Genomic DNA, 24,516 nt, shown 5'->3' on the forward strand with positions numbered 1-24,516 from the left:
CAAAAAACTTTTAATCAACATTTAAGAATGAAAAAAGCTATTCTCATTATCATTCTGCTGGTTTTTGTAGTGGCAGGATTTTTTGGTTTGAGATTTTATAATAAATATTTAGGAAACAACGTAGAAAAAGATGGTTATGTTCTGATTCCTCATAGAGCAGGTTTTAAACAGATCCTGGATTCTATTGCTCCTTATATTAAAGACAGGGAATCTTTTGAAGCTGTGGCTAAAGAAAAAGGTCTCGATACCAATTTTAAAGCAGGACGTTATCACATCCAGAGCGGAACAGGCAACAAAGACCTTGTCAATATGATCAAAGCAGGTAACCAGACAGCCAACTCTTACAGAATCGGGGATTTTGGAGATATGTATCAGATGATTGGTAAGGTGACCAAAAAAACGGAAATCGATTCATTACATTTTGTGAATGATCTGGATGCCGTGGCACAGGAGAAAGGATATAAAAATGTTGAAGATTTAAAAAAATATTTTTTCATTGATACTTATAATTTTTTCTGGACGGTAAGTCCGAGAGAATTTTTTGCGAAGTTCGAAAATCAGTATAATGATTTCTGGACGAGTGAAAGAAAGAACAAGGAGCAGCAGTCCGGTCTTACAAGAGATCAGATCTATGCTTTAGCTTCCATTGTTTATAAAGAATCAGGAGGGAAAAAGGATGAAATGAAAACCATTGCAGGATTATATTTAAACCGTTACAGAAAAGGAATGAAGCTTCAGTCCGATCCTACGGTAATCTATGCGATTAATAAACAGACCAATTTTAAAGAACCTATAAAAAGAGTATTATATAAGCATTTATCGACACCTTCACCTTATAACACTTATGCCAATGCAGGTATTCCTCCGGGCCCCATCTGTGTAGTGGATAAAAACTCAATAGATGCTGTTTTAAATGCTGAAAACAACAATTATATATTTATGTGTGCTGATCCGGCAAGATTCGGATACCACAAGTTTACGGCAAGTGCAGAAGAACATGCTGTAAATGCGAAGGCTTATCAGGATTGGCTTAACTCGAAAAATATAAAATAAGCTTAGAAAAAGCACCAGGAAACTTATACAGTTAGAAAACAACAAACAACCATAATGTTTTGGCTATCAAATTGATATGGATATTCAAAATATTAAGGGTTATTCTTTCACGATCTTATACAAAAAAATAACCTATGAAGAATAAGACAGAAATTGTCACTATTTTCACCAGAAAAACTTTAGGACTTACATTAGTACTTTCAGCAGCAGCGATGGCTTTTGCACAGGAGAAGGCTGGAATTTCAGGAATCATTGTCAACAAAAAAAATCAACCGGTTCCTTACGCTTCTGTAACTTTCAGCAATAAGGCCAACAAAACATTAAGTGATGCCGTACTGACTGATGAAAAAGGACAGTATCAGCTGCAACTTATGCCCGGCGATTACGAAATTACAGTAGAAGCTATTGATTACAAAAAAAGTGTAGTCAGCAAAAATATTGCAACAGCAGGTAATATCGGTGCATTATCTATTGAAGCAGAGCCCTCTTCTACGGTTGATGGCAAAACAAAAGAAATTCAGGGTGTTGTTATTACTGCTTCAGCAGCAAAACCTTATAAAGTAGAGCTTGACAAGAAAACATATGATCCTTCACAGGACATTGTGAGCAAAGGAGGAAATCTTCAGGATGTTTTAACCAATGTTCCTTCAGTATCTGTGGATACGGACGGAACAGTTTCGATGAGAGGAAGTACCAATGTAAAGTTTCTGATCAATGGAAAGCCTTCTGCCCTTCTTGGGATAGATGACGGCGCTAATGCATTGCAGAGTATTCCGGCTGACCAGATTGAAAGAATCGAAGTAATTACCAATCCTTCTTCTAAATTTGAAGCAAGCGGAACATCCGGTATCCTGAATATCATCCTTAAAAAGAACAAAAAGGTAGGATTTAATGGTAGTGTGGTAGGGTCACTGGGATATTTTCCAAGAACATCCCTTAATACGAACCTTAGCTGGAGAAAAAACAACTGGACCTGGTTCCTGAATGGTGGCGGCGGTTACACGGAAAACAAGACGAAGAATAATTCGGAAACAACCTATCACAATCTCACATTTCCCAATGTGATTCCTTTCCAGCAGCCTAATGATGTTCTTGAACATCAATTGCAAAACTCCGAGAATAAAACGTATAATAAAAATTATAATGTAAGTGCAGGTTTTGTCTATGATTTATCTGATAAGACTTCAATCAATTTTACGGGATTGGTAAGAACATTTGAAGGAGACGGAAATGAACTTCTTGATACGTATGACAGTTTTTACAGGTTTTTCAGAGATTCACCGGATCCAAGTACTACAGCAGGAAAATGGAATTTATTAAATCCGTATGGAAGGAGAGATTCTAAAAGCGTCTTCAATAACCTTGCTTTCCAGGGAGATCTGGGATTAGATCACAAATTTGATGATAACGGGCAAAATTTATCCGTATCATTAAGTCTGCAAAGAAACAGAAGTAACAATAATGCGGATATTCTGGAAACATACGACCTTCGTCCTGATGTACAGGATATTACCAGAAGATATTCACTAAGTAAAACAATCATTGGTAAAGCTGACTATGAGCTGCCAATAGGAGAACAATCCAGGCTTGAAGCAGGATACAGATTGGATGTGAATGATAATACTTACGATAATTTTGTAAGCAGTACTTCCAACAATCCTTTTATTCCAAGCTACAATAACAATACAGATTATAAAGAAGTATTCAATGCTTTCTATCTGCAATTTAAGAGTAAAATCGGTGAAAAATTTGCTTATCAGCTAGGCTTAAGAGATGAACTTTCCAATGTAAAGATCAATTACATCAATCAAAATCCTAATGATCCGCAATTAAATAAAACAAAGAACTACAACAATTTATTTCCAAGTGTATTCTTAAGCTATGACGTATCTAAAAATAATCAGATTTTGCTTAATTATTCCCGTAGAATAGACAGACCAAGGTCATTCTTTATGGTTCCTTTCCCGAATTACAGCAACAGCCAGAATATTTTTGAAGGAAACATAGACCTGAATCCATCGTACGTAGATTCATTTGAAGTAGGATATAATATTACCAGAAAAAAATTTACGGTTAATCCTACCCTATACTACAGACACGCCACTGATGATACCAAAATGCTGGTATACAGACCTGATGAGAGCTTGGGTGTATTTTATACAAAACCAATCAACTTAGGAAATGATGACCGTTATGGATTGGATCTGAACTTTACTTATGATCCATTTGCATGGTTGAAAATCATGGGAAGTCTGGATATGTTCGGATATAAAACAAGTGGAATTGCTTATTATGATGCCATTGATAAAAATAAGCTGCAGCAAACCCGCAGTATGGATTTCACAGGAAACGGATTTTCTACCAGAGCCCGTCTTAATACAACATTTAAACTTGACAAAACTTTAAGTGTACAATTACAGGGATTCTATAGAGGAGCACAGAAAACAGCCAGCCAGAATACAGAGGATATGTATGCTCTGAATCTTGGTGCCTCCAAGACAATCTGGAAAGGAGACGGAACAATTTCCTTCAATATCCAGGATATATTCAATACAAGAAGCAGAGAAGTATTCAGTTTCAATGATGATTATACACGAAGAAACTATATGCAGTGGCAGCCAAGACAGTTTGCTATTTCCTTAACTTACAGATTTAAACAGGGAGAAAAAATCGAACAGCCTAAAAAGAAAAAGGATATCAATTCCAATGCAACAGGTGATGATCAGCAAGGCGGTCCAATGTAATACAACAAAGATCCCGAAAGTAACTTTCGGGATTTTTTATTGTTGTTATTTTACAGGTTCTGCTTTCGAATATTTTTCTTTTTCAGCTTCGTAGATCCTTCTTCTCAGATCACTGGTGGAAAACCTATGGTCTCTCTTGTTGAAAAAAATTTCAATTCCTTTTTCTTCACAGTATTTTTTACCTGTAAAGTCTTTGTCCATATAATCATCTCCTATGATTCTTACATCAATTACAAATGATTTAAGAATATCCAAAAGGTCTTCTTCCGTGTAATAAGGAATGATCTCATCCACAGCATTCACAGCTTTCAGTTGAATATATCTTTCAACAATAGTCTGGCTTGGCTTATTTTTAGTAGGACGGTCGTGGGACGGATCAATTTGAAGTCCGACGATTAAATAGTCACATACAGTTTTAGCTTCTTCAAGCATTTTGATGTGACCCGCATGTAATAAGTCAAATGACGAAAATGTAATACCTATTCTCTGTGTCTTCATACTAATTTAAAATTAAAGCTTCACTGAATTCAATGTTTTTAGGATAACACTTACTCTTCAGGAAAATGTTTTGTAATTTGTTTTATGATCGTTTAAATTGTTGTTTTGATGCAATTATTTCTCAATGCTAATTTACGAATTTCTGGTGTTCAGATATTTCTGCCATTCCCAAACTGTTCTCAAAGCCTCTTCCAGAGACGTTTCAGACTTCCAGTTGAGTTCTTTCTCTGCTTTTCCGGGGTTGGCATACGCTATAGTAATATCCCCTTCTCTTCTCGCACAGATCTGATATGGCACTTCCACATCATTGGCTTTTTCAAATGCTTTTACCACTTCCAGTACGGATGAGCCTTTTCCTGTTCCCAGATTGTAGGTATCAATCACCACATCATATGAAGAATCTTCTATCAGTTTCTTTAATGCTGCAACGTGCGCTTTTGCCAGGTCAACAACATAGATATAATCACGAACAGCAGTTCCATCCACTGTAGGGTAATCATCGCCCCAGATATTCAGTTTCTCACGCACTCCTGAAGCCGTCTGCATTACATAAGGCACTAAATTATTAGGAATTCCGATTGGCAATTCTCCCAACTTTCCGGAAGGATGCGCTCCGATTGGGTTAAAATACCTTAACAGTGATATTTTACTTTGATAGGCTTTGGCAAAATCAATAAGGATCTGTTCGCCCATTTGTTTTGTTTTCCCATAGACACTTTCAGGGGTTTTCAACGGAGTATTTTCATCGATCGGCATTACATCTGCCTGTCCGTATACCGTACATGATGAGCTGAAAATAAAGTTGGAGATCTTTCTTGTTTTAAATTCCTGAAGAATATTAATCAAGGAAAACAGATTATTCTCATAATAATCTACAGGTATTACCTGACTCTCTCCTACTGCTTTAGAAGCTGCAAAATTGATACAACCATCGATCCGATGAGCATCAAAAACCTGGGTAAGAAGCTCTTTTCTTCTCAGATCAAAAGGATAAAAAACAGGTTTCTTACCCGTAATTTCCTCAATATTATTTAAAATAAACCTTTCCGTATTGGATAAATCATCTACAATAACCACTTCAAAGCCGTTATTAATAAGTTCTACCACTGTGTGAGAACCAATATATCCAAGTCCGCCGGTAACAAGTATTGCCATTTTATTTTTTAATCTTCGTGTTTTCCTATAAACTCAATGCTTTCATAATGTAGTTCTTTGTATCTAAATTTATTTATTAATACAATTAAAAATACAACAGCACCTATTGTTAAATAATTTTCCAATGAAATATTTTCTTCCACATCATTAAACTTTCGCAAAAGCAGTGACGCTAAAAGTCCAAAAGCGAGAAAACCATAAAATATATTCAGAATTAGTATACTTCTTGAAGATCTTGCTATAACCATTATTAAACCTATACAAGCTAATAAAAACATAAAAACTCCAATCGATAATACTGCATATACTTTGAGCGTGATATTGTTTGTCTCACTTTTAAAAAGGTTATAAGTATCATAAGTCCCAAATCCAATTATAAAAATCATCAAAAAATTGAAGATAATTACAAGTGCATTTATGATCTTATATCTAAATAACCTCTTGTTCATAAATCTATCCCATAAACTCAAGCACTGCATCCGTAATATACTTCAGTTGCTCTTCGTCTAATTCCGTATGCATCGGTAAAGAAATTACCTGATCCAAAAGCTTATCTGTATTCACAAAATCTGCGGCATTACTTTCCTGGAAGTATGCTTTTTGCTTTCTTAATGCTACAGGATAATAGATCATTGCAGGAATATCTTTTTCCGATAAAAACTTCTGAAGCTCATTACGCTTTCCATTCAGAATTCTTAACGTATACTGGTGGAATACGTGAGTAGAGTTTTCCGCTCTTTTTGGAGTCAGGATATCCGGATGACCAGCAAATGCTTCATCATAGAAATCTGCAGCTTTTCTTCTTGCTTCGTTGTAAGAATCCAAATGAGGAAGTTTTTTTCTTAAAACTGCTGCCTGAATGCTGTCCAGACGTGAGTTTACCCCTACCTCGTCATGATAATATCTTTCATACATTCCGTGGTTTACAATTCCTCTTAAACGGTGGGCCAGTTCATCATTATTGGTAAAAATAGCACCTCCGTCTCCGTAGCATCCTAAGTTTTTGGAAGGAAAGAAAGAAGTCGTTCCCACTGTTGCCATTGTTCCTGCCTGTTTTACTGTTCCGTCGGAGAAAGTATATTCTGAACCGATTGCCTGGGCATTATCTTCAATAACATATAAATTATGTTCTTCAGCAATTTTTAAAATTTCTTCCATATTGGCACACTGTCCGAAAATATGTACCGGAATAATTGCTTTTGTTTTGGGTGTAATTGCTTTTTTAATCTGTTCTGTAGAGATTGTGAATGTATCATAATCTACATCTACCAATACAGACTTTAATTTAAGCAAATGAATTACTTCTACTGTTGCAGCAAAAGTAAAATCAGCCGTGATAATTTCGTCTCCTTCTTTCAGATCCAAAGCCATCAGGGCAATCTGTAATGCATCTGTACCATTGGCACACGGAATCACATGTTTTACGTCTAAATAAGACTCCAATTCATTCTGGAAAGACTTTACTTCAGGACCGTTAATAAATGCCGCAGAATCCATTACATTCAAAACTGCATTGTCTACATCATTCTTTATTTTGTAATACTGACTTTGCAAATCAACCATCTGAATTTTTTTCATATACTAAATATTTCTGTAAAAATAAGGAATTTAAAATCCTATCAAAAATTTTATTGATTTTGTTTTTATCTTTATACAAATAAATTTTATGAAAAAACTTTTACTCTTTTGTTTCCTAACAGGTTACCTGACCGTTTCCGCACAAACGGAGCTTGTTTTTGTTTACTTCACGGATAAGCCTAATAAAGCTGCTTTTTACGCCAATCCGCTGTCAGAACTCAGCCAGAAATCACTTAACAGACGCACTGCACTGGGAATTCCGCTTAATGATCAGGACGCCCCTATTGAACAGTCTTACCTTCAGAATCTTCAAAATCTGGGATTTGTTGTGACAGATTATTCAAAATGGCTTAACGGAGCTGCGGTAAATGCTACTCCGGCACAAAAAACTTTATTACAGGCTCAATCTTATGTTTTATCTGTTGAAAGTTTTGCCAGAAACAGTTCTACTACCGTGAAAACAGCACCGGGAAAATGGAAAGACGATGCAGGTATCAATAAAACACTTACTAACTTCAATTATGGTTCAGGGGCCGGACAAATTGATCAGGTCAATATCCGGCCGCTTCATCTGGCAGGCTATACAGGCACAGGAGTTTCCATTGCGGTAATTGATGCCGGATTCCCAACGGTGAATACAGGAACTGCTTTTGCAAGATTATGGACCAATAATCACATCAAAGCCTCTTATGATTTTGTAACCAAAACAGGAGATATTTATAATACTTCACTCAGCACACATGGCTCTGTCGTGTTAGGAGTTATAGGAGGATATCTGCAAAATGTTTTTGTAGGAGCAGCACCGGATGCTGATTTTTATCTTTACCGCAGTGAAAATGCGGCGGTAGAAATTCCCGAAGAAGAGCTATACTGGATTGAAGCAGCTGAGGAAGCAGACCGTAAAGGGGTTGACATTATCACCTCATCATTGGGATATAATGTTTTTGACGAAAGCCGGTACAATTATACATATGCCAATATGGATGGTAACACATCCTTCATTGCCCGCGGAGCTGGTATTGCGGCTGAAAAAGGTATTTTTGTTCTTGCCGCTGCCGGTAACTCCGGACAACAGCCGTGGCATTACCTTATGACACCCGCTGATAACGCTAAAGTATTTTCTATCGGATCTGTAGATTCAGCCGGAAATGCTTCAGCTTTTTCTTCTTTCGGACCCAATGCTCTCGGAGTGGTAAAACCGGACGGAAGCACCCAGGGAACCGGTACGACAACCGTTTATGATAATGCTACCTTAATCGTGAATGGAACTTCAATTGCTACTCCTATTGCTGCCGGCGGTGTTGCATGTCTTATTCAGGCATTTCCAACGATGAACAGAGAGCAGATGAGAGCAAAACTGAGACAAACGGCTTCACTTTATCCTGCCCATACCGATCAGATGGGATATGGTATTCTTAATTTCGGAAGTTTATATAATCTCGTTCTAAATACCTCTGAGACTGTAAAAAAAGCCCAGTTCTCCATATTCCCGAATCCTGCAAAAAATATCCTGAATATTGCATCAGAGCTAGAAGTGGAATCGTTAGAAATATATGATAACCTTGGAAGACTCATCAGAAAAAGCAACAACCAGAAATCTATAAAAGTGGAAGATTTTTCCAAAGGAACTTATTATCTGAAGATTCAGATGAAGGACAAGGTTTTCTACGAAAAATTCTTAAAGGAGTAATTTTTTATTTCCCTCAGATTGTGCAGATTGATTAACATAAACATCTGTGCAATCTGTGGGAGATATATTACTATTTGGGTCTTACTACAAAATAAATTTGAGCTAAAGCTCATTGAATGGTTTATAATAAAAAAACGGGCTAAAGCCCGTTTCTATTGATATTGATTATCATTTCGTTATGATCATTCTTATTTTTAAATAGCTTATGCCGAATTTCTGCTGGCATTAATATTCCCAAATAAAGAACGGGTCACCAGCTTTTCATAAGCTTCTTTATTTCCTTCTCCTTTCTGGATTTTCATTAAGGCATATTGCTGAATACTTAACAACGGAAGTACAATCTTTTCACGGATCTTCACCGATTTTCTGGAAAGCGGGTCTTCTTCCTGAAGCATTTTAAATCCTGTCAGTTCCAGCATAATGTCTCTGGAAAGCTCATATTCATTGAAAAGCACATTCCAGAAAGCACCGAACTTCGGATTATTTTTGATATAGTAAGTCAATGGGAAGTAAGACTTGTTCATACTCATCATGGAGTTCAGAACTAAAGTCTTAAAGAAATCTGAACCTTTATACAGCTCTCTTACTTCTTCAAATCTGCCCTCTTCTTTCATCTTTTGCATCGCATATCCAAAACCGAAGAACCCAGGTACGTTTTGCTTCAGTTGTGACCATGATCCTACAAACGGGATGGCTCTCAGATCTTCAAATTTCAGTTCGCTTCCGTTTCCTCTTTTGGATGGACGGCTTCCGATATTCGTTTTTCCGTAATATTCAAGCGTACTCATTTCCTGCAGATAGGGAACAAACATAGGATGCGCTTTCAGATCTGAATATTTTTTATAGCTGATATCCGCCAACTCAATAATCAAAGCTCTTTCTTTTTCAGTAAGTTCTTTTTTTGAATTTTTGAATACATCATTTTCAACACCAGCGGTCAGAAGCTGTTCAAAGTTGTATTTTGCCTGCTCTTTGTTTCCAAAAATACTGGTAATGGTCTGCCCCTGAATGGTTAATTCAATCTTATTATTGGCAATTGTTTTTCCCTGAGAAGCATAGAAATCGTGGGTTTTTCCACCTCCTCTTGCCGGCGGACCTCCTCTGCCATCGAAAAATACGACTTTGATATTATTCTGCTCGGAAAGTTTTGTCAGTACTTCTTTGGCTTTATAAATTTCCCAGTTGGCTTTTAAATAACCTCCGTCTTTGGTTCCATCAGAGAATCCGAGCATGATCGTCTGCTGATTTCCTCTTTTTTCAAGATGCTTTTTATAAACAGGATTATGATACAGCTCATTCATTACATTTTCTGCATTGGCAAGTCCTTCCATGGTTTCAAAAAGCGGAACAATATCCATATTGATCGCTTCATCCTGATAACCGCAGATTTTAAAGAAGGCATATACATTCATAACATCTTTTACGGCATCAGAATTGGAAATAATATAGCGGTTCATTCCTCTTAATCCGTTCAGATGCTGGATATCCTTAACCTGTGAAACCGTTAACAAAGTATCTTTCACAATGTCTTCAAAATCTTCAGCAGCTACCGTTTCTGAAATCTGAATAAGCTTATTGAATTTTTGTTCATAATCAGCCTCTTCATTTCCGTATACTTTTGCATAAACCTCATCAATAACTTTCTGATGAATTCTGCTGTCCTGGCGGATATCCAGCGTTGCAAAGTGAGTTCCGAAGATCATCACACGATCCCTGAAATTCACCAAAAGATCTAAAAACAAAGAGTTATGTTCGTTGACCAGTATTTTTTCTGCCTCATCGGCTTTATTTAAAATATCTTCTGCTTTAATGCTCTTTCCGTCAAAAATGGCTGCATACAATTCTTCACTTAATTGGGTTAAAACTTCAGAAACACCTCTGAAACTCAATCTTCTCCTGATAAATTTCAAATGACTGTAGTATGATTTCAGAATCGCTGAACGAAGTTCTTCCGCTACTCTTTTCGTTACATCCGCTGTTACAAAAGGATTTCCGTCCCTGTCTCCTCCCGGCCAGAAACCAAGCTGGATAATATCTTCATGAAGATGAAAATGGCCATTTCCGAAAGTCTTTTTGATCTTCGTAAACAATTCCCCAATGGTATCATAATATACATATCTCAGGTAAGAAATAATACTCAGCGCTTCATCTATCGGAGTCGGTTTTTCTTTATTGACAAAAGGAGTCTTGCCCAGCTGCTGAAGAAGCATATCAATCTGGGTAACCGAATCACTGGTAATAGCCCCTCTCAAATCCTGAATAATTCTTTGTACCGAACTTGGATAAAACTGGGTCGGGTGTGCCGTAAATACGACCTTAACGCTAAAGTCTTTTAATTTCTCGCGTACTTTTTCAATTTTATGATCCTGAAAAGAACGTTCAAAAAGATTGGTTACTGTTCCATTATCACTTTCTGAATGGAGATTAGGAAATGCAGCATCCTCAATACTGTCAAACAAAACGACCTGTCTTTCTATATATTGTATGATCTTGAAAAGCAGTTCCAGTTTCTGCTCTTCCGTCTGGAGATCGGTATGGTTTTTAAAAAATTCTTCGACGATATTTTCAGGAGTTTTTCCTGCTTCATAGCCGGTCCTGCTTTCCTCATAAAGAAATGGAAGCAGCATTCCGATATTCGTCATTTTATCATAAGGCAGGCTCATAAATAATGAATTATAGATCTGGAACTTATTTTCCACAATCTGCCTGAATTTTTCTGCGCGTTGGTCATGTATCATACTAACAAATGTAAGCGATTTTCAAATTAGTTGGGTTGACAAATGGCAAAAATTAAGGACGAAAATCAAAAAATATATTTAAAATTTATAAGTACTTTTCAGAATAAACGAACGATTAACCATGAAATATTGTACAGGTTTAAAAACATAGAAATCCGTTTTACTCATTCAGGATTAATATAATTTTGATTAACTTTACTGTTAACACTATCCATCATCCATGAAAAAAATATTGACTTTCTTACTTATTACCCTTCTGTTCATCTCTTGTGAAAAAGATTGTTACAATGCACCATTACCTGTCATTTTTGAGTTCGTCAATTCCAATAATGAAAATCTTATCACCAAGGGAAAATTGACGACCTATTCCGTTCAGGATGAAAATAATCTCAGTGTACAATTATCCAAAACATCCGATGACAAAGTTCTTTTAGAAAATGTAGGTGCCTATAACGGAACAAAAAATTATAAATTTTATTCTAATATTAAAGACATTGACTTTTCCATCCAGTCATCGGAGTTTAATGGAGGCTGTGATGGTTATCAGATCAATAAACTGACTTTTACAGGTATAGATATTGATGTAACTGCTGAAAAAGGATATTATAAAATTGTACTGGAATAATTCTCTTTCTTACATTTGCACCGGAAACCCACTCTCTATGAAAGTAATCATCACATTTTCCCTGATTCTCTCCAATCTGCTTTACAGCCAGATCAAGGTTCCCGATGATTATAAAAAAATTCCCGATATTCTTGATACTGCAGAATACCTCTACCCTTTCATTATTCCTGATAAAGAGTATGCTTACTGGCGTGTTCTCAGCAATGATATGGATTATGAAAAAGCAGTTATCTATGAAAGCCAGGCTCCTGATTTTATGACGATCAATGAACCTGTTCCAGAAAGAGGCTTTTTCCAGAAATGTATCGGGAACAACTGTTTTTCATACATTCTGGCGTGTAAGAATGAAAGATCAGTTTATTTTTCCAATGAACAACAGTTGAGAGATTTTATCGGAACAGTAGACAATCTTCCGGAGGCTATTTTACTGGCTAAAACGTATGGGTATTCTGTGGATACAAGCAATCGCTTTAGCGGATCATATAAAATTGAAAACCGTCATATCTCCATGTATCTGATGCAGTCTAAGGGCTGTCCGGCTGTGAAAGAATCTTTTTTAGTTACAATCAACAGAAAAACCGGAAGGCTGGAGGCAAAAAGCAATGGCGTGTATGCGAAGGATGAAAACTGTAATTCGTTGTAGTTCTTTTGAAAACGCAAATAAACCATTAAGATTTTTTAAGTTGATAAGGATAGTTAAGGAATAGCTAAGCTATTTTTCAGCGATCCGCTTTATCTTCCATCAAAGATGGATCTTAATTATTCTTATTGTCTTCATTAACCTTAATGGTTTAATTTCTTATATATTAATAGCTCCCTGCCCAGATGCAATCAGGTAAGCTTCCTTCAACGTTTCAGAATAGGTTGGATGCGCATAGGAAATACGGAACATATCCTCGGCGGTCACTTCATATTCCTGAGCTATGACCCCCTGTGCAATCAAATCGGCAGCTCTGGCTCCAATGATGTGAACACCCAGCACTTCGCCATATTTCGGATCCACCAAAACTTTCGCAAAACCTTCCATATCCATTGAAGCGCGGGCTCTTGCACTGGCAGAAAATGGAAATTTCCCTACATTATATGCGATATTATTTTGTTTCAGATATTCTTCGGTATAGCCTACTGAAGCTACTTCCGGCCAGGTATACACCACTGAAGGAATACGGTTATAATGAATATGACGTTTTTGCCCGTTAATGGTTTCAATTACAAAAACACCTTCTTCCTCAGCTTTGTGAGCCAGCATTGCACCACCAATAACATCACCAATCGCATAGATATTGGATGCGGAAGTCCGGCTGTTTTCATCCACTTTAATAAATCCTCTCTCATCCAGCTGTACATCAGTATTTTCAAGATCAAGACCTTTTACATAAGGGCTTCTTCCCACCGCTACCAATACATAATCTGCTTCCAGCTCACCTTCTGTTCCGTTGTTATCTTTAAAAAACACTTTAGCAGCAGATCCGGTATTCTCGGTTTTATACACCGCATGATTAAGCCGGATATCAATTCCTCCTTTTTTCAGGATTTTCTGAAGACTTTTCCCCAATTCATGGTCCATAGCAGCGATCAGATGATCAGCATATTCAAGGATAGTGACTTTCGTTCCGATGCGGTTGAAAATAGAAGCCATTTCCACCCCGATTACTCCCCCGCCTATGATTACCATAGATTCCGGTTTTTCCTTTAATGACAATGCTTCTGTAGACGTAATAATTCTTTTTTTATCAATCTCTACTCCTGGAATAGTTGATGGTTTTGAGCCTGTAGCAATGATATAATTTCGGGCAGTTATTTCTTTAACTTCAGATGTGTTTACAATTCTGATGGTAGAATTATTGATAAATCCAGCCGTTCCCTGTAGTCTTGTAATATTATTTTTATTCATTAAAAAATCCAGGCCTCCTGTATTTTTTGAAACTACATCTGCTTTTCTTCTGTACATCTGAGAAAAGTCCAGTTCTATACGATTCAGCTTAATCCCATGTTCATTGAATTGATGCTGTGCTTCTGAATAATGATGTGTACTGTCCAATAAAGCTTTAGTCGGAATACAGCCCACATTGGTACATGTTCCTCCCAGAGTATCATATTTCTCGATAATCACGGTTTTATATCCCAGCTGGGCGCTTCGTATCGCCGCTACATATCCGCCGGGTCCTGAGCCGATTACGGCAATGTCATAATGATCCATTTGATTTATTAATTTTTTATGATTAAATTTACTTGCAAAACAAAAGCAAATTTAAATCAAACACTTTCAATTTGCAAGTATTATTTTTAAATTAACAAAATGAGTAAAAAAAGATCAGACTGCCCCATCAGCTGCTCACTTGAAATGTGGGGAGACAAATGGTCTCTGTTGATCATAAGAGATCTCATGCTGAAAAAGGAATGTACTTACGGAGACTTCCTTAAGGCTGATGAAAAAATTGCAACGAATATTCTGGCTGCAAGACTTCAAAACCTGTTGGACAATGGAATCATTGATAAAAAAGGCCATCCGGACAGTAAGCTGAAAATTCTTTATTTTCTGACTCAGAAAGGAATTGACCTTATTCCCGTAATCGTTGAAATCAATCTTTGGGGTGAGCAGTATCTTACGATTCCTGATGACCGGAAAAAATTGCTGGACCAGATTAAAAAGGATAAGGAAGGTTTTATAAAAAGAGCAAAGGCCTTTCTTTCTTCTTAGATATAAATAAATGTTACAAGAGAATCGGAAATAGGAATCGGAAAAGCTAAAAGCAATAGCTTTCATAAAATGGAATAATAGCAATTTTAAAATTTCATTAACCTACTTTTCTTTTTTCATTCCGTAAATTTGACTAAAATAAATATAGAACAATGCTTAATTTCGAGTTTAAAAACCCTACAAAAATACTTTTTGGGAAAGGCGAAATCGCTAAAATTTCCAAAGAAATTCCTCAAGACGCAAGAATATTAATGATTTACGGTGGCGGAAGCATCAAAAACAATGGTGTTTACGATCAGGTAAAAGAGGCTTTAAAAGATCATGAATTATACGAGTTTGGCGGAGTTCCTGCCAACCCTGAATATGAAGTTCTGATCAATGCTTTAAGCTTTATTAAAGAGAAAAACATAACTTACCTTCTTGCCGTAGGCGGCGGATCTGTCATTGACGGTACAAAATTCCTTTCTGCAGCAGCCAATTATGACGGTGAGCCATGGGATATCCTGAGAAAATCGGTAAGAACTTTTGAAGGGGAAGGAATGCCTTTCGGAAGTATTTTAACACTGCCTGCAACGGGATCAGAAATGAATTCCGGGTATGTGATCTCCAGAAGGGAAACCCATGAGAAATTATCTTCAGGAGGACCGGGACTTTTCCCACAATTTTCTGTACTGGATCCGGAAGTAATCAGATCTATTCCAAAAAATCAGATTGTTAACGGAATCACAGATGCCTATACTCACGTATTGGAACAATATATGACCGCTCCTTCTTCTGCCGACCTTCAGGAAAGAATTGCAGAAAGCATCCTGATCAGCCTGCAGGAAACGGCTCCAAAAGTATTGGCTGATGATTTCAACTATGATGCTGCAGGAAACTTTATGTGGTGTTGTACAATGGCGTTAAACGGACTGATCCAGAAAGGAGTTATTACAGACTGGGCCGTGCATGCAATGGGACATGAGCTGACCGCTTATTTCGGAATTGATCATGCAAGAACACTGGCCATTATTGCTCCTTCTCATTACCGTTACAACTTTGAAGATAAAAAAGGAAAACTGGCTCAGTACGCTGAAAGAGTTTGGGGAATCAAAGACGGAAGTGTAGAGGAAAAAGCTGAACTGGGCATTAAAAAACTGGAGGAATTCTTCCACAGCCTTCATATCAAAACCAGGCTTTCCGAATATACGGAGGACTTTAAAGGAACCGCTGAAAAGGTTGAAAAAGCCTTTACAGACAGAAAGTGGCTAGGCCTTGGAGAATATAAAAAACTGACTCCGCAGGATGCTTATAAGATTGTAGAGATGAGCTATTAAGGGATTCGGGGTACGAGGTTTGAGCTATGCTGTTTCAAGATTCGGATGAAGCGCTTATCTTCATTTTCAGTTTGAAAATATATAACCCGAAACTCGCATCCCGTATTGCAACCTCTATAAAATTATTTAATTTACAAACATTCGTTTAAAAATTCACTATTTCATTACAGATATTTCAAATTTATTTATATTTTAGCATATTCTTAAATTTGTGAAAATGAAAAAACAGCTACTTTTATTTGCCTTTTCTGCCTTGGCACTTACTTCTTGTAAAGATGACAATCTCGAAGCTTATGATATGGAAATCATGAAGGGAGATTGGAAGGAAGTTAAAAGGGAAGTAATTTCCGGAAAAGATAATAAAACAGTGCTCTATACTGAAACTTTAACAGGATGTGCAGCTAAAAATACTCTTTTCTTCAGAACAGATTATTATGTAAGCTATACAGCGTATACGGGAGAAGGTGCAGACTGTACCCCATCGCCAAAAACTGAAGGAACATTTACCTACGATGCCGATTCAAAAATCATTGGAATTAAACTTGGTGATGAAGGATCAGTAAACTACAGAATTGATATTCTGACAGCCAAAGATCTTAAACTTGCCCAGCAGTCAGGAATCTTTGATATGGATGGAGATAAAATACCGGATGTCCCTTACGTTACCTACAAAAGATAAATTATAACTCCCGCTAATCGGGAGTTTTTTATTACTTTTATATCTAATTTAAAACTGAATATAATGAAGAAGATTCTATCAGCATTTCTATTGCTGTATTTTGCTATTGCTTTTTCTCAGGAGAAAAAACCGATGTTCTGGCAGGACATTCAGGAATTTAAAAAGCTGGACCAGCAAAACCCGCCTCAAAAGGATGCTATTTTATTTATTGGAAGTTCATCATTCACCAAATGGACTGATGTAGCAGATTATTTTCCTGGTAAAACCATTATCAACAGAGGGTTTGGAGGATCAAGACTTACAGATCTTAATGATTTTTCGAATGACCTTTTAGCGCCTTATCAGCCCAAACAGATCATTATTTACTGTGGCGAAAATGATTTTGCAGATAATCATAAGCTAAAAGCCAAAGTAGTTGTTGACCGATTCAAAGCTTTTTACAAAAAAATCCGTGAGAGGTTTCCTGATATTGAAGTAGATTATATCTCCATCAAATATTCGCCGAGCCGAGAAGTGATCTGGCCGCAGATGAAGGTTGCCAACAAAAAAATTGCTGCTTTTATGAAAAAGGAACCAAACGCGGAATTTATTGATGTTACCAAAGCAATGGAAGATGCTAATGGAAATGTAAGAAAAGATATTTTTGTGGAAGACATGCTTCATTTTAAGCCGGAAGGATATAAAATCTGGGCTAAGGTGATCACTCCTTATATGAAGTAAACTCAATCCATGATAAAAACAATAATATCAAATTCGATTAAAAATAAAAAACGATTCCTGAAATGGGAATCGTTTTTTTATTTTATTTCTTTCTTTTCGATTTCGAAATTGCTTTCTGCTGCGCTCTGTTGGCTCCAAATTTCTTAGGTGCTTTTCTTTTGGAAGGTCCACCCCAGTTTTCTTTGGTATTTTTAGCTTTTTTCTCGTGGAAAGCTCCTCCTCCTTCGTTCAGTTTTACCTGTACAGGATTTTTCATGACTACCTGATCTTCTTCGGCAGCAATCTTTTTAGGATTGATTTTAACTTCCTCAGGGAATTCATTAAATTTCAATTCCTTATCCATCAACAGCTCAATATCAAGAAGCAAAGGTTCTTCTTTTTTCGTTACAAAAACCAAAGCTTTCCCTTCTTTGTCTGCTCTACCTGTTCTACCGATTCTGTGGATATACTGCTCCGGAATATCAGGCGTTTCAAAATTGATGACGTGTGTAATGTTCGAGATATCCAGACCTCTTGCCATGACATCTGTGGTAATCAAACCTCTGATCTCTTCATTCTCAAACCTCTTCATCGCTTTCAGTCTGTAATTCTGCGATTTATTGGAATGAATCACATCAAACTGTTCAGGGAAAAGCTCATCGATTTTAGTAAAGAGAAGGTCTGCATGTCTTTTATTGTTATTGAAGATCAGTACTTTGGACATGTCTGCATCACTTTTAAGCAAATGCTCCAGTAAATTGATCTTGGTATTAAAGTTTTCTACTTTGTAACCAATCTGCTCGATTTTCTCAAGTGGTGTTCCTGATTTAGCCAATGAAATTTCAATCGGATTGGCAAAATAAACATCCAGCATTTCATCTACCGCTTCCGTCATGGTTGCAGAGAAAAGAATATTCTGTCTCTTCTCCTTCATCATTTCAAAAATGTGGGTAAGCTGTGGTCTGAAACCAAGATTAAGCATCTCGTCAAACTCATCGATGATCAGTTTCTGAACCTCTTTCAGAGAAATCGCGTTGTCTATGGAAAGATCCATCACTCGTCCCGGTGTTCCTACCAGAATATCACAGCCATCATTAAACAATAGTTTTTGAGTATTGATATTTTTTCCACCGTATATTCCGATTACTCTTGCCGTAATATTTTCTGTCAGTTTTTCAAGGATTTCTGTTACCTGTACCACCAGTTCTCTTGTAGGAACAAGCACCAAAACAGTTGGATTTCCTGTCTTGCTGTATTTCCATGTTTTAAGAACAGGTAAAAGATAAGCTAATGTTTTCCCGGTTCCTGTCTGCGCAATTCCCATTACATCTCTTCCCGAAAGTATAGGCTTTAAGCTCTTCTCCTGAATTGGAGTAGGTTCAAATAATTCCAGATCTGCTAAAACATCGAGAATTTTAACCGGAAGGTCAAAATCCGCAAAAGTGAGTTTTTCCATTTTGCAAAGATAGGTATTTAATTTTGTAGTATGGAAGCACGAAGTCTTAAGCTGGAAGATTATCAAACGTTCTTTTAATTTTTTGAATGCATAATGAAACAGATCAATATATTAATACAGGTCATTTCCTTCCCTCTTCCAGCCTCAAGCGATTGTAATCAATTCACTTTTACACTTTTACTACTGATTTTAATATCATCATCTTCCCATTTGCTGGAGGTAACAATAACATATCCTTTCTTTTTCGGATCTTTTTTAATAGGAAACTGATCTTCTTCCCACTGATTACAATGGGTTGAGATAGAAGGCAATAATGGCTTCCAACCCGTTTTACCTAATGTATACACATAGAACGGATGCCAGCAGCTGGTGCACCAATTGGGATAAAAGCCGATCTCTTCTTTTCCGTCACCATTAAGATCTCCTAAATTATACAAACTTCCCTGGTTTGCAGGAGTAATGGTGATCGGCTGTATATTTTTATCGCTGAAATAAATGGTGGTTTCACACTTTCCTTCACATTCGTCGCCACAGTCGCTGACTTTTGTGTAAGCGTATTCTTTTGTTCCGTTTCCGTCAAAATCTCCCTGAAGCTTCTCTTCATTTCCTTGTTGAGCCATACAAAGTGTGCTGAATAAGGTAATGGATGTTATAATAAGTGTTTTCATTGTTTTTGGTTTAAATACAGGGTGGCGGGATTCGGGTTACGGGTTACGGGTTACGGGGTGGCGGGATTAGCGTTTATACATTCTTCGGGTTCAAAGTCAACTTCCATTTTATTTTCTGGTTACTCTTAGCAGAAGGATAATGACTAAAAGAATTGAAAAAATAAAACCTAAAACTGCAACTAACGACAGTTCTCCGATTCTTGGTCCGGATTCTGAGGAAAACACGATAGCCGTGGCAATGATATTCGCTCCTAAAACCATGGCCAGAATCAGATTGATGACACTGGATTTGATGAGCTGGTTGGTCTTCTCTATATTTTTGATTTCGCTGGAAACCGTAAATTTATTTTCATCCAGTTTTTGAAGAACGGAACGAAGTTCTTTCGGAATTTCATCTACATTATCCGTGAAATTCATCATACGGTCCATTCCTGTTTTCAAAAGATTTTTAGGACTGATTTTCTTGGTGAAAATCTTTTTGGTGTAAGGGTGAAGACTTTTAACAATATCAAGATCAGGATTAATGCTCCTTCCCACTCCTTCTATCAGACTGATTCCTTTGAACAGAAGATAGAAATAATCCGGCATATAAAGCCTGTTGTCTTTCAGTATATCCTTCATCTTGTTGATAATCACCTGTACATTGATATCCTGTAATGACGAGCTGTGAACAAAATTCAGAATATCATCCACATCATTTTCAAACCTTCTTTCGTCCGGAATTTCATAGCTTATGGCCATTTTTTTGAGTGAACGGACTATTTTATGCGAATTTTTAGCAACAAAACTGACAATAAGATTTTCAAGAATTTCTTTATCATTAGGCTGAATTTTCCCTACTGCTCCGAAATCAATGAAAACAATTCTGCCGTCTTTTCTTACTAAAATATTTCCGGCATGAGGATCGGCATGGAAAAACCCATAGTCTAAAATCTGTGATACAAAGAGTCTCAATCCTGTTTCTGAAACCTTTACAGGATCGATATCATTGGCCAAAAGAACAGATTTATCGGTTACTTTGATTCCATCAATAAATTCCATACAAAGAATATTGTTGTTGGAAAATTCTTCGTACACTTTAGGAACGTATGTTTCTTTATTGTTCTTAAAATTCAGACGGAATTGCTGGATATTGTTTTTTTCATTAATCAAAGAAACTTCTTCCAGTAAAGATTTTTCAAAGGTAGAAATGGCCTGTTTCAGATTGAGTTTTTCTCCTATCTCCGAATAAGCGGATATCAGTTTTTCAATATCTTTAATCAACAGTAAATCATCTTCAATGACAGACTGGACATCAGGTTTTCTCAACTTTAAAATTACCGGACTGCCATCCAGCAGAACAGCTTTATAAACCTGAGCAATGGAAGCTGTAGCCAAAGGCTTTTTCTGAATTTCACGGAAATAATCTTTCACGGAAATATTAAATTCACTTTCCAGTGCTTCCTCCACATTCATATCTACTGTTTCCACTTTGTCCTGAAGTTTCTGCAGTTCCTGGATCATTTCCGGCGGCAATAAATCTTCCCTGTTACTGAATGTCTGACCCAATTTTACAAAGGTAGGCCCCAGCTCTTCAAGAGCCAGTCTGATTCTTTCGTAAACGGTTCCTTTTGAGATGATTTCATCTGAATGACCGGAAGCTTCTTCCTGCTTATTTCCGTTCATTCTGGCCAGAAGATCTTTGAATCCATATTTACTGAGTACGGAAATCAGTCTTGCGGATCTTTTCAGTTTTCTTTGAGGTTTATCAAACATAGTGTATCAATAGTAGGTGCAATTTACTCCAAAAATTGTTCCTTTATGAAAACAATTATGACAACAACGCCAACAAATAAAATTAAAAATAACAACACATAATCAGTATTTTAAAGAATAAAATACACCAATATCAATAAAAACACATCATATATTGTAAAAATTAATATATTTACAATGTACAAATTAAAACAAATCAAAAATATTAGAACATGAAAAATTTACGCAACAACAAACTTTCAAGAGAGCAATTAAAAGGAATTGCAGGAAACGGAATTATTATCGGAAACTGCTCAAACCAATGCTGCCCTACAGACGGAAGACCAAAATGTCCTGGACTGATCTGCCCTGCTGTAGTATGCCCTCAGTATATGTAAGATCAGATTTTATACAGAATTATACAGTACCCGAAGAAATATTCTTCGGGTATTTTTTTTGCCCTAAAAAATGCCTACGTACCTCAATTTCTGGCACATTATTTCTATCTGGAAGAACAAAAAAAATTTATAATATTTAAATACAACACTATGTTAAAAAAAATTATTTCAGCTGGTCTTATTGTATCAGCAGTTCTGTTTACAACACAAATAAAAGCTCAGGTAGCATCAGCTCGTTCTATTGCCGAAGTAGCCACAAAAGAAATGAGTTATTTGGGACTTACAGAGTCGCAGGTGAATAAAGTTGCAGAGATCAATAATACTACAGCAGATGCACTTATTGCTCTTGATAACAAAGCCGGTAACAATAACAGCCCTGAAAACAACAAAATTATTGCTGACGAATTTGTAAGCATCATTGCCCAACGTCATCAGGCGATGGAACAGATCCTGACTCCTGAGCAGATGGCAATTGTAAAACAAGACAGAGCAGAAAAGATTGCTCTTTTCAGAACATTGATTATGATCCCTATTCTGGATCTGACTGAAAGACAGGTTGAGCAGGCCTATGAGATCAACTTTAAAGGAGTACAGAAGGTTCAGAAAGATTTTGGAAAGCGTCTCAACAAGAAAAATGCAGGTCCTGAAGATGCTGACAGCAATAAGGCAAAAAAGGTTATCATCAGTGATTTTAAAGCACTGGATAAAGATTTTAAAAAGATACTAAGTCCTGAGCAATATGAAGTGTATAAAAATAACCAGGATTTAATCAGGGAATCTGTTAAAAAAGGATAATTCAGTTGTTAATACTTAAAACTTCGGGGCGGCTCCTATGGAGCCGCCCCGAAGTTTTATTATTTAAGATAAGTTTCGTAAAGGTCTTTTCTACGGTCTTTCATAACCTGAACAGAACCGTTATGATGGAGATCTTTCAGGAGGTTCAGATCTACATCCACAATCAGGGTCATTTCCGTATTGGGAGTTGCTTCTCCTTTCACGGCATTGGATGGGAAGGCAAAATCGGAAGGGGTAAATACGGCAGCCTGTCCGAACTGAATATCCATATTATTAACCTTCGGAAGGTTTCCTACACAACCGGCAATGGCAACGTAGCATTCGTTTTCAATGGCTCTTGCTGCGGCACAGTGGCGTACTCTCATGTAGGCATTCTGAGTGTCTGTAAGATAAGGAACAAACAGAATTTTCATCCCCTGATCGGCAAGAATTCTTGGTAACTCCGGAAATTCCACGTCATAGCAGATGACAAGACCTATTTTTCCGCAGTCGGTATCAAAAACTTTGATTTCATTTCCGCCTTTCATTCCATAATATCTCTTTTCGTTCGGAGTAATATGAATTTTTCTGTATTCATCCATACGTCCGTCACGGTGAAGAAGATAGCTTACGTTGTATAATTCATTATTTTCAAAAACAGGCATGCTTCCCGAAATAATATTGACGTTGTAACTGATGGCCAGCTCTGAAATTTTTTCTTTGATTTCCTCTGTCAGCTTCGCCAGCTCTATCATACTGTCCCTTTCGGAAAGATTATTGAAGGGAGCCAGTAAAGGCGTGTTGAACAGCTCCGGGAAAAGGACGAAATCAGATTTGTAATCTCCCATTACGTTTACAAAGAATTCTACCTGTTCATAAAAAGCTTCAATATCTTTAAAATGCCTCATCTGCCATTGCACCAATCCGAGACGGATAATGCTGTCCTGCATGGTATTCGGTTTTCTGCTGTAATAAATATTGTTCCATTGCAAAAGAACTGCATTTTCTCTTGAAGCTTCATCTTCCGGAAGATATTTTTTCAGGATTTTTATCGGAAGAAAATTATTGGAAAGCTGGAAAGACAATACCGGATCATAGATCTCCTTATCTCTTACTTTTCGGATATAATTTCTTGCAGAAAGTTCGTGACTGTATTTGTGATAATTGGGGATTCTACCTCCAAGAATAATCGATTTCAGGTTTAATAACTCACAAAGTTCTTTTCGTGCATCGTACAATCTTCTTCCCAAACGTAGTTCCCGAAACTCAGGATCTACAAAAACTTCAATTCCGTAGAGAACATTCCCCGTTGAAGTATGGGTATTGAATGTATAATTTCCTGTAATATCACTATAGGTATGATCGTCCCCGAATTCTTCATAATTGACGATAATGGAAAGCGCTACAGCAGCGAGTTTTCCGTCAACCGTAATACAAATTTGTCCGTTAGGGAATATTTTTGTCAGTTTATCAATACTTTTTTTGGACCATATAGACTCCGACATCTGTGGGTAGGCCCTTTTCATCGTTTCCGCCAGTTCATCATAATCCTGAAGGGTCAGGTTTCTTGTTTCTATTTGCATTTGATGTAATTTTACTTAAATTTAGGGAAAATATTTTATTTCAACCCTTACAGAAAAGTACTTCCCCAACTATTTATACAAAATTTAACAGTGGATCTCACCGAAATTTTGCAAGCAGCAGTTCACTCAAATAATTACTGGAAACACTGTGATTTTATTTCTGTAACTGATCCATATTTGACTGTAGATCCTGATATTTATAATGCTTATTTTGACTTTATAGAAAACCTGAATGCTTTTTCTGCGGAAGATTTTTATTTTTACAATGTAAATTAAAAATCATTCTTGTCCGATTAAATTAAATTTTTATTAGCTAATGAAACCATACGCAGTAATTTTACTCATAAGCGTCACCATTATTTTTATTTTAAGAATCTTTTATGCTGATACGTCAGTCAATGTTTCGCATAATTTAAACTTGTTTTCA

General features: G+C 36.7%; 21 protein-coding genes. 11 read left to right on the forward strand and 10 right to left on the reverse strand.

Translation table 11 applies throughout. The features are described from left to right. The first annotated feature begins 27 nt into the window (after window positions 1-27). Both mltG and AB1278_RS15595 read left to right on the forward strand, forming a co-directional pair. Window positions 28-1,053: an endolytic transglycosylase MltG gene (mltG, locus tag AB1278_RS15590; RefSeq protein WP_343639904.1), complete on the forward strand. Its 1,026-nt coding sequence runs from the start codon at window positions 28-30 to the stop codon at window positions 1,051-1,053. 134 nt (window positions 1,054-1,187) lie between these two features. After that, window positions 1,188-3,797, forward strand: coding sequence for a TonB-dependent receptor (locus AB1278_RS15595; protein ID WP_202843899.1), 2,610 nt, complete (start codon window positions 1,188-1,190; stop codon window positions 3,795-3,797). 45 nt (window positions 3,798-3,842) lie between these two features. Here the strand turns inward: AB1278_RS15595 and AB1278_RS15600 are convergent, their stop codons facing one another. The 4 genes from AB1278_RS15600 to AB1278_RS15615 form a co-directional block, all read right to left on the reverse strand. After that, complete coding sequence (locus AB1278_RS15600; protein ID WP_110009329.1) at window positions 3,843-4,295, reverse strand: adenylyltransferase/cytidyltransferase family protein; 453 nt, start codon at window positions 4,293-4,295, stop codon at window positions 3,843-3,845. A gap of 132 nt (window positions 4,296-4,427) precedes the next feature. Continuing rightward, complete coding sequence (gene galE, locus AB1278_RS15605; protein ID WP_202843903.1) at window positions 4,428-5,450, reverse strand: UDP-glucose 4-epimerase GalE; 1,023 nt, start codon at window positions 5,448-5,450, stop codon at window positions 4,428-4,430. A gap of 8 nt (window positions 5,451-5,458) precedes the next feature. After that, window positions 5,459-5,836 (reverse strand): hypothetical protein, encoded by a 378-nt coding sequence (locus AB1278_RS15610; protein WP_202843905.1) that lies wholly within the window; start codon window positions 5,834-5,836, stop codon window positions 5,459-5,461. 67 nt (window positions 5,837-5,903) lie between these two features. Further along, window positions 5,904-7,028 carry a DegT/DnrJ/EryC1/StrS family aminotransferase gene (locus AB1278_RS15615; RefSeq protein ID WP_110009332.1) on the reverse strand — a complete coding sequence of 375 codons (1,125 nt, stop codon included), beginning with the start codon at window positions 7,026-7,028 and terminating at the stop codon, window positions 5,904-5,906. Window positions 7,029-7,116: 88 nt separating this feature from the next. On the opposite strand from AB1278_RS15615, the gene AB1278_RS15620 reads away from it, so the two are divergent. After that, the gene (locus AB1278_RS15620; protein ID WP_429815525.1) at window positions 7,117-8,718 is read left to right on the forward strand and encodes a S8/S53 family peptidase; all 1,602 of its coding nucleotides are present in this window, start codon (window positions 7,117-7,119) and stop codon (window positions 8,716-8,718) included. A 203-nt stretch (window positions 8,719-8,921) separates the two neighbouring features. On the opposite strand, the gene AB1278_RS15625 is transcribed toward AB1278_RS15620, so the two are convergent. Then, the gene (locus AB1278_RS15625) at window positions 8,922-11,456 is read right to left on the reverse strand and encodes a phosphoenolpyruvate carboxylase (protein WP_429815528.1); all 2,535 of its coding nucleotides are present in this window, start codon (window positions 11,454-11,456) and stop codon (window positions 8,922-8,924) included. Between the two features lie 220 nt (window positions 11,457-11,676). On the opposite strand from AB1278_RS15625, the gene AB1278_RS15630 reads away from it, so the two are divergent. Together AB1278_RS15630 and AB1278_RS15635 are read left to right on the forward strand one after the other, a co-directional pair. Continuing rightward, entirely contained in the window at window positions 11,677-12,081 is a 405-nt protein-coding gene (locus tag AB1278_RS15630) for a hypothetical protein (RefSeq protein ID WP_429815531.1), read from the forward strand. Between the two features lie 37 nt (window positions 12,082-12,118). After that, a complete protein-coding gene (locus tag AB1278_RS15635) occupies window positions 12,119-12,724 on the forward strand; it encodes a hypothetical protein (RefSeq protein WP_429815534.1) in 606 nt (201 codons plus the stop codon). 156 nt (window positions 12,725-12,880) lie between these two features. Here AB1278_RS15635 and lpdA read toward each other — a convergent pair whose 3' ends face one another. Then, window positions 12,881-14,281: a dihydrolipoyl dehydrogenase gene (gene lpdA / locus AB1278_RS15640; protein WP_429815537.1), complete on the reverse strand. Its 1,401-nt coding sequence runs from the start codon at window positions 14,279-14,281 to the stop codon at window positions 12,881-12,883. 99 nt (window positions 14,282-14,380) lie between these two features. Here lpdA and AB1278_RS15645 point away from each other — a divergent pair, with 99 nt between their 5' ends. The 4 genes from AB1278_RS15645 (at window position 14,381) to AB1278_RS15660 (ending at window position 17,497) form a co-directional block, all read left to right on the forward strand. Beyond that, window positions 14,381-14,782, forward strand: a complete 402-nt coding sequence (locus AB1278_RS15645) for a winged helix-turn-helix transcriptional regulator (RefSeq protein WP_202843918.1) — start codon at window positions 14,381-14,383, stop codon at window positions 14,780-14,782. A gap of 152 nt (window positions 14,783-14,934) precedes the next feature. Then, on the forward strand, window positions 14,935-16,098 hold the full coding sequence (locus tag AB1278_RS15650) for an iron-containing alcohol dehydrogenase (RefSeq protein ID WP_110009339.1): 1,164 nt from the start codon (window positions 14,935-14,937) through the stop codon (window positions 16,096-16,098). A 217-nt stretch (window positions 16,099-16,315) separates the two neighbouring features. Then, window positions 16,316-16,777, forward strand: coding sequence for a lipocalin family protein (locus AB1278_RS15655; protein ID WP_110009340.1), 462 nt, complete (start codon window positions 16,316-16,318; stop codon window positions 16,775-16,777). Window positions 16,778-16,840: 63 nt separating this feature from the next. Further along, window positions 16,841-17,497, forward strand: a complete 657-nt coding sequence (locus AB1278_RS15660) for a GDSL-type esterase/lipase family protein (protein ID WP_202843922.1) — start codon at window positions 16,841-16,843, stop codon at window positions 17,495-17,497. Window positions 17,498-17,579: 82 nt separating this feature from the next. On the opposite strand, the gene AB1278_RS15665 is transcribed toward AB1278_RS15660, so the two are convergent. The 3 genes from AB1278_RS15665 to AB1278_RS15675 all read right to left on the reverse strand — a co-directional run bounded on the left by AB1278_RS15665 (window position 17,580) and on the right by AB1278_RS15675 (window position 21,355). After that, complete coding sequence (locus tag AB1278_RS15665; protein WP_202843924.1) at window positions 17,580-18,932, reverse strand: DEAD/DEAH box helicase; 1,353 nt, start codon at window positions 18,930-18,932, stop codon at window positions 17,580-17,582. Window positions 18,933-19,090: 158 nt separating this feature from the next. After that, complete coding sequence (locus AB1278_RS15670; RefSeq protein WP_238349709.1) at window positions 19,091-19,600, reverse strand: hypothetical protein; 510 nt, start codon at window positions 19,598-19,600, stop codon at window positions 19,091-19,093. A gap of 108 nt (window positions 19,601-19,708) precedes the next feature. Beyond that, a complete protein-coding gene (locus AB1278_RS15675) occupies window positions 19,709-21,355 on the reverse strand; it encodes an ABC1 kinase family protein (RefSeq protein ID WP_202843927.1) in 1,647 nt (548 codons plus the stop codon). Window positions 21,356-21,567: 212 nt separating this feature from the next. On the opposite strand from AB1278_RS15675, the gene AB1278_RS15680 reads away from it, so the two are divergent. Then, window positions 21,568-21,732 (forward strand): hypothetical protein, encoded by a 165-nt coding sequence (locus tag AB1278_RS15680; RefSeq protein WP_202843929.1) that lies wholly within the window; start codon window positions 21,568-21,570, stop codon window positions 21,730-21,732. 150 nt (window positions 21,733-21,882) lie between these two features. Then, window positions 21,883-22,527 carry a hypothetical protein gene (locus AB1278_RS15685; RefSeq protein ID WP_429815543.1) on the forward strand — a complete coding sequence of 215 codons (645 nt, stop codon included), beginning with the start codon at window positions 21,883-21,885 and terminating at the stop codon, window positions 22,525-22,527. Between the two features lie 59 nt (window positions 22,528-22,586). Here AB1278_RS15685 and AB1278_RS15690 read toward each other — a convergent pair whose 3' ends face one another. Then, window positions 22,587-24,089 carry a carbon-nitrogen hydrolase family protein gene (locus AB1278_RS15690; protein WP_062670801.1) on the reverse strand — a complete coding sequence of 501 codons (1,503 nt, stop codon included), beginning with the start codon at window positions 24,087-24,089 and terminating at the stop codon, window positions 22,587-22,589. Window positions 24,090-24,516 lie beyond the last annotated feature (427 nt).

This window comes from Chryseobacterium sp. NRRL B-14798, assembly GCF_050470705.1.
GTDB classification, from domain to species: domain Bacteria; phylum Bacteroidota; class Bacteroidia; order Flavobacteriales; family Weeksellaceae; genus Chryseobacterium; species Chryseobacterium cupriresistens.